Source organism: Bacteroidia bacterium (assembly GCA_039924845.1).
GTDB lineage: Bacteria > Bacteroidota > Bacteroidia > DATLTG01 > DATLTG01 > DATLTG01.
This window is the reverse complement of record JBDTAC010000051.1, coordinates 1-9,514: the sequence shown is the minus strand read 5'-3', so window position 1 is coordinate 9,514 and position 9,514 is coordinate 1. Positions and strand designations below refer to the sequence as shown.

Here is a 9,514-nt window from a genome sequence, read left to right as displayed (position 1 = left end):
ACGCACAACGAGGAATTGGCAAATATGGCGGATAGAAAATTAGTGATGAAAGACGGAAGAATTATCGAATAAAAAATTATTTTTACGAAAAAATAAATTCTCGAAATGATTAACTTAAAAGGTACAGGAGTAGCAATTGTTACGCCTTTCACAAAAGAAAAAAAAATAGATTTTAAAGCACTTGAAAAATTAATTTTACATCTGATAAACGGAAAAGTAGAATATTTGGTAGTGCTTGGTACTACTGGAGAATCGGCTACTTTATCAACAGCAGAAAAACAAGAAGTGGTTAATTTTGTTGTGGAATTTACCAACAAGCGTTTGCCAATTGTGCTCGGAATGGGCGGAAACAATACAATGGAGATTGTGGAGCAAATAAAAAAGCAAAATTTTAAAGGTATTGAAGCGATACTTTCTGTTGCGCCCTATTACAACAAACCCAATCAAACAGGCTTCTTTCAACATTATAAAGCCATTGCGGCAGCTTCGCCTGTTCCTGTTATTTTGTATAATGTTCCAGGACGAACGGCTTCCAACATTACTGCCGAAACTACTTTGAAATTAGCCAATGAAATTAAAAATATTATTGCGATAAAAGAGGCTTCTGGAAATTTAGAACAGTGCATGAAAATCATTCAACACAAACCGAAAAACTTTTTGGTCATTTCTGGTGATGATATGCTCACATTACCTATTATTGCTTGCGGAGGAGATGGCGTGATTTCGGTTGTGGCAAATGCTTTCCCGAAAGATTTTGCTGAAATGACGCGTCAAGCACTTGCCGGAAACATGGAAAAGGCGCGGAAATTACATTACAAATTAACGGGAATTATAACACTTTTATTTACAGATGGAAATCCGGCAGGAATAAAAGCTGCGTTGGAACTACTTGGAATTGGCAAGCAGAATCTGCGTTTGCCGCTTGTAAATGTAAACAAACAAGTGGAAAAAGAATTGACCGATTTGATAAAAAAATACAATTGATTGAATAAAATGAAAAGAAAAATTTTATTGTTCGCTTCTGTTTTCGGACTTACTGCAATTATTTTTGGCGCAATGGCAGCACACTTTTTAGAAAGCAAATTGGTAGGCGGACAAATTACTCCGAGAGATATTCACGCATTTGAAACGGCTTCAAAATATCAATTATTTCACAGTATCGCATTGCTATTGATTGTTTTATTGATGGATAAATTAGATGTGAAATTAATGCGTTTAACAAGTGTTTTTTTTATTGTTGGCGTGATAATTTTTTCGGGTTCTATCTATTTACTTTCCACACAAAATCTTATCGGAATAGGCAATTTGAATTGGCTTGGACCAATAACGCCTTTGGGCGGATTATCTTTCATTGCAGGTTGGACAACACTTTTCATCGCTGCATTTAAAGCAAAAAACCTTTCTTAAAAAAATAATTTTTCAAACACTTATTTATGAGCTATAAAAAATATCAAGAATTGATGGCAAAAATTGCCGATGTAAATTATGCCGCTTCTGTTTTAAATTGGGATCAAGAAACATATATGCCGGAAAAAGGTGCTGATAAACGCGCGCAACAATTGTCCACGTTGGCTGGAATTTCGCACGAATTATCAACAGCAACGGAGTTAGGCGATTTGTTGGAAAAGCTTTCGAAAGATTCGTCATTGGATGCGAAGCAGAAAAAAAATATTTCTGAATCGCTGAAAGATTATACCGACAGAAAAAAATATTCTACTGCTTTTGTGCAAGAAATGAGCAAAACAATTTCTGAATGTTTTCAATCGTGGCAGAAGGCAAAGAAGGAAAATAAATTTTCGCTTTATGCGCCACATTTAGAAAAATTAGTGAAGCTGAAACGTCAGGAATGTGAATTGCTCGGTTATGAAGATCATCCGTATAACGCCATGTTGAACCAATACGAGCCAAAAGCAAAGACCGCAGATTTAGATATTTTATTTAAAAATGTGCGTCAGCAATTGGTTGATTTTGTAAAAAAAATATCTGAAAAGAAACAGCTTGATGAAAGTTTTATGTTCACGCATTTTCCGAAAGACAAACAATGGGATTTCGGAATTGATTTGTTGAAACAGATGAATTATAATTTCGATTCGGGCAGACAAGATATTTCTTCGCATCCATTTACCACTTCTTTTAATGTGAATGATGTGCGCGTTACCACTCGCATCAACGAAAATAATTTTAACGAAATGATTTGGAGTTGCATTCACGAAGGTGGACACGGATTGTACGAACAAGGCTTAAATGCAGACGATTACGGACTTCCAACGGGCGAAGCAATTTCGCTCGGCATCCACGAATCACAATCGCGTTTGTGGGAAAATAATGTGGGAAGAAGCCGCGCTTATTGGAAAGCAAACTATAAAAAAGCACAAAATTATTTTCCTGAGAATTTAAAAAATGTAAGTGCCGAAGATTTTTACAAAGCGGCTAATATTGTGAAACCTTCCTTAATTCGTACTTCTGCGGATGAATTGACGTATCATTTCCATGTGATGATTCGTTTTGAAATCGAAAAATTATTGATTGAAGGAAGCATTGAAGTAAAAGATTTACCAACTTATTGGAACAATAAATACAAAGAATATTTAGGTATTGATGTGCCGAATGATTCGGAAGGCGTGTTGCAAGATATTCATTGGTCGCACGGAAGTTTCGGCTATTTCCCAACTTATTCGTTGGGAAGTTTTTATGCCGCTCAATTTTTCGCGCAAGCAAAAAAAGAAAATTCTAATTTGGAAAAACAAATTGAAAATGGCGAAATGCTTCCTTTGCTAAATTGGTTGCGTGAAAAAATTCATCGCTTCGGAAAATTTTATTCTGCCGAAGAAATGTGCATTCACGTAACAGGCGAAAAATTAAATTTCAATTATTTTATGGACTACGCGAAAGCTAAGTACAGCGATCTTTATCAGTTATAACAGAAAAAAAACGCTTTCAAAAAAATAATTTTTTAAACACTTTTTTATGGATTTAGAATTTAATAAAAACGAAGACAAAATGAAACTGCTGATTTCGCAGATGGAGAAAAAATTGGAAAAAATTTATCTCGGAGGTGGAAAAGCGAAAATTGATAAACAACACGAGCAAGGAAAACTTTCTGCGCGTGAACGCGTAGATTACTTGATTGACAAAGGAAGTCGTTTCATTGAAGTAGGTGCATTTGCGGGCGAAGATATGTACAAGGAACACGGTGGTTGTCCTGCAGGTGGCGTAATTACAGGAATTGGTTACGTGAATAAAAAGCAATGTATGATTGTTGCGAATGATGCAACTGTAAAGGCGGGCGCATGGTTTCCGATTACCGGAAAGAAAAATTTGCGCGCGCAAGAAATTGCGATGGAAAATCGTTTGCCGATTATTTATTTGGTGGACAGCGCAGGTGTTTATTTGCCAATGCAAGACGAGATTTTTCCGGATAAAGAACATTTCTGACGCATTTTTCGCAACAATGCGATTATGTCTTCGATGGGGATTTTACAAATTTCTGCTATTATGGGAAGCTGTGTTGCTGGCGGTGCTTACCTTCCGATTATGAGCGATGAAGCCTTGATTGTAGATAAAACCGGAACTATATTTTTAGCTGGATCATATTTAGTGAAAGCTGCCATCGGTGAAAATATTGATAATGAAACTTTGGGCGGAGCTACTACTCATTGTGAAATATCAGGTGTTACCGATTATAAATGCAAAGACGACAAAGATTGTTTAGATAAAATAAAAAATATTTTTGACAAAGTTGGTGATACCGAAAAAGCTGGTTTTAACAGAGCAGAAATAAAAAAACCGAAAAAAGCCGAGAAAGAAATTTTAGGAATTATTCCTGAAGCCCGCGACAAACAATATGATATGCACGAAGTTATCGAGCGTTTGGTGGATAATTCAGAATTTGAAGAATACAAAGAAGGTTACGGACAAAGTATTTTGTGCGGATTGGCGCGAATTGAAGGTTGGTCGGTTGGAATCATTGCCAATCAACGCAAAGTAGTGAAATCGAAAAAAGGCGAAATGCAATTTGGTGGCGTTATTTATTCTGATTCTGCGGATAAAGCGGCGCGTTTTATTATGAATTGCAATCAGAAAAAAATTCCGCTTTTATTTTTGCAAGATGTTACCGGATTTATGGTTGGTTCTCGTTCCGAACAAGGCGGAATTATTAAAGATGGAGCCAAATTGGTAAATGCAATGAGTAATTCTGTTGTTCCAAAATTTACAGTGATTATCGGAAATTCGTACGGTGCCGGAAATTATGCAATGTGCGGAAAGGCTTATGATCCGCGTTTGATAGTGGGTTGGCCCACTGCGCAAATAGCTGTAATGGGCGGAGCTCAAGCTGCAAAAGTGTTGGTGCAAATTGAAGTGGCATCATTGAAAGGAAAAGGAGAAATCATTGATCCTGAAAAAGAAAAAGAATTATACAATAAAATTAAAGAGCGTTACGATACCCAAACAACGCCTTATTACGCGGCTTCTCGACTTTGGTTAGACGCCATCATCCACCCATTGGATACACGCAAATGGATTTCGATGGGAATTGAAATGGCGAATAATGCGCCTATTACAAAACCTTATAATGTGGGTGTTATTCAGACGTAGTTTTTTGAAAAAAGTAATTAGATGATAATGTGATGAGGAAAAGAGAATAGATTATTTATTTGTATTTAAGTTTCATTATCAAAATTGTAGATGCAAATATCAACGTAATTGCATTTGCAATAATCACGGGTAAATCTGAAATCATAATTCCATAAACAAGCCACAAGAAAACTCCAATTGTTAAAGTTAAATACATCGCAAGAGATAAATCTTTCGTGTGTTTAGTTTTTATTACTTGAATGGCTTGTGGTAAGAATGAAATAGTTGTACAAGTAGCAGCAGCTAAACCGATTATTGTAAATGTGTGCATAATTTATTGAGTTATAATTTGCGCGTCAGACTATTACCAAACCTGCTGTTAGTCCTGATTTTTTCTTTTATTAATGATTTTTAAAATTAGTTTTTCTCTATAAAGTTGTGTCAATAAAAATAAAATGGAAATTGTCAGCCAAGCCCAATATTTATACTCAAAAGCTGCATTGATAAAAGGTGTCACAATTATAGCCCATTTAATGATTAGTTTTTCCTTTGTCCAACGTTGATTGAATGAAAATAAAATAATGTCAAGAATGACAATTGTTAGAAAAGAATCCAAAGTACATCGAGTCCGTAAACCAATATTAAAAGTGATATCCCTAACAAACTTCCAAACAGAGTTGATGACCATGAAAAATAGCTGTGTTCAAATATTTGCGAAATAATTATTGACAAGTAGAAACCGAAGTAAATTGCTAATAAATGTAAATAATTACTTAAAAGGATTTTTAAGATGCCTTGAACTTTAAGCTTATTTAATTTTAATACCATTAATTTTAATGTCAACTATGATGTACTTGATTTTTTTAATATTCATTTTCGTTTTTATAGTTGTGCTAATGCTATAATTCCCAAATAAATTTTACATTTCAAAAATAACGTATATTTTTGGTTTCAAGTTAGAAAGCTCAAAAAAATGGCATCGGATTTCGAATAAAATTTTAACAAAATGAAATGAGGAATCCAAGCCTTGAATTTTTCTTTACTTCTTTCTATTGTTTGTAAGACAAAAGGAAAAAGAAAAAAGAAGTAAAATTAATTGGAGAAAATTTAGGTGGCTTTTATATTGAAAAAACAAACCTTGATGTTTTTATTTGGATTAAAATTGCAAGAAGGATTTTTAGCTGTAATTTTTTTTCTAATCTATTTCACCAACATTTTTTTATATTTGCCACTTATCAAAAAGAACGTTCAAAAAAATAATTTTTCAAATCAAAAAATATGGCATATAACTTACTAAAAGGCAAACGCGGAATTATTTCCGGAGCATTGGATACCAACTCCATTGCATGGAAAGTGGCAGAGAAAGCCCATGCCGAAGGAGCTATTTTTACACTCACCAACGCTCCAATTGCAATGCGAATGGGCGAAATAAATAAATTGGCTGAAAGCACTAAATCGCAAATTATCGCTGCTGACGCTACTTCTGTGGAAGATTTGACGAATCTATTTACGAAATCGCAAGAAGTGTTAGGCGGAAAAATTGATTTTGTGTTGCATTCCATCGGAATGTCGCCGAACATCCGCAAAGGACTTCCGTACACCGATTTGAATTACGATTTTTTTCATAAAAGTGTAGATGTATCTGCTATTTCGCTTCATAAAATGTTAAGTGTGGCGAAAAAATTAGATGCAATTAATGATTGGGGAAGTGTGGTAGCCCTTAGCTACATTGCAGCACAGCGTACGTATCCTTTTTACAACGATATGGCAGAAGCAAAAGCGATGCTCGAATCCATTGCGCGCAGTTTCGGTTATCATTACGGAAAAGAGAAAAAAGTGCGTATCAATACGGTTTCTCAATCGCCTACAAAAACAACTGCTGGCAGCGGTATTAAAGGGTTTGAAGATTTTTACAATTTTGCAGATTCAGTTTCTCCGCTCGGAAACGCAAGTGCAGAAGCCTGTGCAGATTATTGCATTACCTTATTTTCTGATTTGACGAAAATGGTTACGATGCAAAATCTTTTTCACGATGGTGGCTATTCCAATACCGGAATCAGTGCAGAGGCAATGGAGAAATTTGCAAAATAATACTTTTCGGAATATGCTTTTTTAAGGCTTTGAAAAATTAATTTTTCAAAGCCTTAATTTTTTGTTCCAAGAAATCAAGGGTCATTTCTTGTTGATAAAAATCGTACACGTCTTTTTTATTGTTCACAAACAAAGTAGCTGGAATATCGGCGTAATGCCACTTCGGACTAACCAAAGGCACAAAATAATCCATGTCTAATTCGTTCAACAACATCACTTCCGATTTTATTTTTTTTCGTTTTACGTAAGGAATAACAAGACTGTCTAACTCTTTCGGGAAATTAATACTTACCAATAACACTTTCACCTTTTCGTTTTTAAATTCTTCATTTACTTTTTCGAAATTAGGCATTTCGCGTACACAAGGCACGCACCAAGTTGCCCAAAAATTAACCACATAAGTAGTGTCGTTATTGCTTTTGATGCGTTTTAACAAATCGGTTACTTTAATGAGAGGAATAGTTTGTGCGAGCACATTCATCGAAAAAAAGCCGACAAGGAAAGTCAGAAAAATTATTTTTTTGATAGGTGTTTTAAAAGACATTTTCATCGTTTTGAGATGTGTTTAGCAAGTATTATACCGAATTACTATTCATCAAGGCTTTGTGCGGTCGGCGTCTTCGAGCTGTTCTTTTTGTGAAGTTTTCGGATAAGATGCTAATGTTTCCATCTGTTTCCAGCATTGCCAAATTTACCTCTTTGATGTTTTTCACGCCGTGTTCGCGTATGGCTTCTTCTAATTCGTCCATCGAAATATGTTCTTTTTTTAGATGATCCTCTAAAATATGTCCACTGTAAACTAGTAATACCGGCGAGCCTTGTAGGAGTTCTGCAATTTTTTTATTTCGATATGAAAAATAACGTAACACCGCATTGATTCCGAAAAGGGTAGCTGCTGCAATTAATCCGCCTTGCAAACTGCTGTCGTCGCCAACCATGGCGTTTTGTACGGAATTGCTTATCAATAAAATAAAAACTAAATCAATAACCGAAAGTTGAGAGATTTCTTTTTTACCGAAAAGCCGAATGAATAGGATGATCGAAAGATAAACGATGGAAGAACGCAGAACAATAATTAAAATAGCGTGCATAAATAATTCAGATAAGTAACTATATATTTTATATTTTAGCCTCCAAATTTAATAAAAATGACAGGTTGTGTGAAAGAATATGAAATTATTCTTCCGCCTATAAGTACAGCAGGAGTTTATTTTTTTACTACCGATAGCGAAATCAATTACGAAGTCCGCTTTGGCAGAAGACAAGACAATATTTTACACGCCACCATTGTTTTTGGCGTTACGAATGAAGAATACGACGGCGAAGAATACTCCCTGACTAATAAAGGCGAATTGTACCGAGTAATGAATACCATTGTGAAAGTGGTGTTATTGTTTATGCAAGAACATCCTAAAATGATGACGTACGAATTTACCGGATTAGAAAAGGAAGGCGAAAGTACTACTAAATTAAGCGCCAGAAATAATTTATACAAACGCTATTTACCCAAAATATTTAATAATTCTTGGACTTTTCAAATCAATGGAAATACTATTTTGGTAAATAAAACAAGATAGGATACCGCATTAAATAAAAAACCTTGATAACTTGTTAATTAAATTTTGGGTTAACTCCGCTCCTATTTTTACCTTTGAAAAATAAATTTTCAAACACTAAAAGATGAAGTTTTTTATAGACACTGCCAACCTCGCGCAAATAAAAGAAGCTCAAGACATGGGCGTTTTAGATGGAGTTACCACTAATCCATCCTTGATGGCGAAAGAAGGTATCAAAGACGAAAAAAACATTTTAAAACACTATGTGGACATCTGTAAAATTGTTACGGGTGATGTAAGTGCCGAAGTAATTTCTACCGATTTTAAAGGAATGGTGAGAGAAGGCGAAGCATTGGCGAAGCTCCACAAACAAATTGTCGTTAAAATTCCGATGATTAAAGAAGGCGTAAAAGCCATTCGTTATTTCAGCGACAAAGGCATTCGTACCAATTGCACTTTGGTTTTTTCGGCAGGACAAGCTTTGTTAGCCGCAAAAGCTGGCGCAACCTACGTTTCTCCCTTTATCGGAAGGTTAGACGATGTTTCCACAGATGGCTTACAACTCATTGATGACATCCGTTTGATTTATGATAATTATGGGTACAACACCCAAATATTAGCAGCTTCTGTGCGCCATCCGATGCACATTATCAACTGTGCAAAAATTGGTGCCGATGTTGTTACATGTCCGCTTAGCGCGATTGTTGCTTTGCTCAAACATCCTTTAACCGACAGCGGTTTAGCGCAGTTTTTAGCCGACGCTAAAAAATAAGCAAAAAGTCATTTCTACTACAAATAAGGCAATACACTCCTAAATAGTTAAATTTTTGAGTGTGTTGCTTCATTAATTTAGCTTGTCCTAAGGCAAATTACGCTGGATGTATGACAAATCCAACTGATTGTATGACAAAACCAGGTGGTTGTGAGGCAAACCCAGCTGATTGTATGACAAAACCAACTGGTTGTGAGGCAAATCCATCTGATTGTATGACAAATCCATCTGGTTGTATGATAAACCCACCTATTTGTGAGGCAAACCCAACTGGTTGTGAGGCAAACCCAGCTGGTTGTGAGTCAAATTTAGTTCGTCGTATGACACGTTTACCTAAGCCATAGGCACGTTTAATTTAAAATGTAGAATAAATTGAAGATTTGAAAATGTGCGGATGTATAGATTAGAAAATACATTAAAGCGCATTGAAAAGGAAAGAAAAGCATACAATGTTAAAAAGCATGTGCGGCAGGAATTATGCTTTCTTGAATTTTTTGTTTGCTGGCACTCAAACAAACAC

11 protein-coding genes and 1 pseudogene are annotated in these 9,514 nt (G+C 35.4%); 9 read left to right on the top strand and 3 right to left on the bottom strand.

Annotated elements, in window-relative coordinates; translation table 11 throughout:
- The 5 genes and pseudogenes from ABIZ51_05520 to ABIZ51_05500 form a co-directional block, all read left to right on the top strand.
- A partial coding sequence (locus tag ABIZ51_05520; protein ID MEO7088235.1) for a lipoprotein-releasing system ATP-binding protein LolD occupies positions 1-72 on the top strand: 72 nt, incomplete at its 5' end.
- 33 nt (positions 73-105) lie between these two features.
- Positions 106-984 (top strand): 4-hydroxy-tetrahydrodipicolinate synthase, encoded by an 879-nt coding sequence (gene dapA, locus ABIZ51_05515; GenBank protein MEO7088234.1) that lies wholly within the window; start codon positions 106-108, stop codon positions 982-984.
- A 9-nt stretch (positions 985-993) separates the two neighbouring features.
- On the top strand, positions 994-1,407 hold the full coding sequence (locus tag ABIZ51_05510) for a DUF423 domain-containing protein (protein ID MEO7088233.1): 414 nt from the start codon (positions 994-996) through the stop codon (positions 1,405-1,407).
- 26 nt (positions 1,408-1,433) lie between these two features.
- Positions 1,434-2,921, top strand: coding sequence for a carboxypeptidase M32 (locus ABIZ51_05505; GenBank protein ID MEO7088232.1), 1,488 nt, complete (start codon positions 1,434-1,436; stop codon positions 2,919-2,921).
- 46 nt (positions 2,922-2,967) lie between these two features.
- A pseudogene (locus tag ABIZ51_05500) lies at positions 2,968-4,596 on the top strand (acyl-CoA carboxylase subunit beta).
- Positions 4,597-4,651: 55 nt separating this feature from the next.
- On the opposite strand, the gene ABIZ51_05495 reads toward ABIZ51_05500, so the two are convergent.
- On the bottom strand, positions 4,652-4,906 hold the full coding sequence (locus ABIZ51_05495; protein ID MEO7088231.1) for a SemiSWEET transporter: 255 nt from the start codon (positions 4,904-4,906) through the stop codon (positions 4,652-4,654).
- Positions 4,907-5,853: 947 nt separating this feature from the next.
- Between ABIZ51_05495 and ABIZ51_05490 the strand changes: the two genes are divergently transcribed.
- Positions 5,854-6,666: an SDR family oxidoreductase gene (locus tag ABIZ51_05490; protein MEO7088230.1), complete on the top strand. Its 813-nt coding sequence runs from the start codon at positions 5,854-5,856 to the stop codon at positions 6,664-6,666.
- Positions 6,667-6,703: 37 nt separating this feature from the next.
- On the opposite strand, the gene ABIZ51_05485 is transcribed toward ABIZ51_05490, so the two are convergent.
- Together ABIZ51_05485 and ABIZ51_05480 are read right to left on the bottom strand one after the other, a co-directional pair.
- Positions 6,704-7,216 (bottom strand): TlpA family protein disulfide reductase, encoded by a 513-nt coding sequence (locus tag ABIZ51_05485; protein ID MEO7088229.1) that lies wholly within the window; start codon positions 7,214-7,216, stop codon positions 6,704-6,706.
- A gap of 25 nt (positions 7,217-7,241) precedes the next feature.
- Entirely contained in the window at positions 7,242-7,757 is a 516-nt protein-coding gene (locus ABIZ51_05480) for a YetF domain-containing protein (protein ID MEO7088228.1), read from the bottom strand.
- A 57-nt stretch (positions 7,758-7,814) separates the two neighbouring features.
- Between ABIZ51_05480 and ABIZ51_05475 the strand changes: the two genes are divergently transcribed.
- The 3 genes from ABIZ51_05475 (at position 7,815) to ABIZ51_05465 (ending at position 9,338) form a co-directional block, all read left to right on the top strand.
- The gene (locus tag ABIZ51_05475; GenBank protein MEO7088227.1) at positions 7,815-8,243 is read left to right on the top strand and encodes a hypothetical protein; all 429 of its coding nucleotides are present in this window, start codon (positions 7,815-7,817) and stop codon (positions 8,241-8,243) included.
- A 103-nt stretch (positions 8,244-8,346) separates the two neighbouring features.
- Entirely contained in the window at positions 8,347-8,994 is a 648-nt protein-coding gene (fsa, locus tag ABIZ51_05470; GenBank protein MEO7088226.1) for a fructose-6-phosphate aldolase, read from the top strand.
- 110 nt (positions 8,995-9,104) lie between these two features.
- Positions 9,105-9,338: a hypothetical protein gene (locus tag ABIZ51_05465; protein MEO7088225.1), complete on the top strand. Its 234-nt coding sequence runs from the start codon at positions 9,105-9,107 to the stop codon at positions 9,336-9,338.
- Positions 9,339-9,514: the final 176 nt, after the last annotated feature.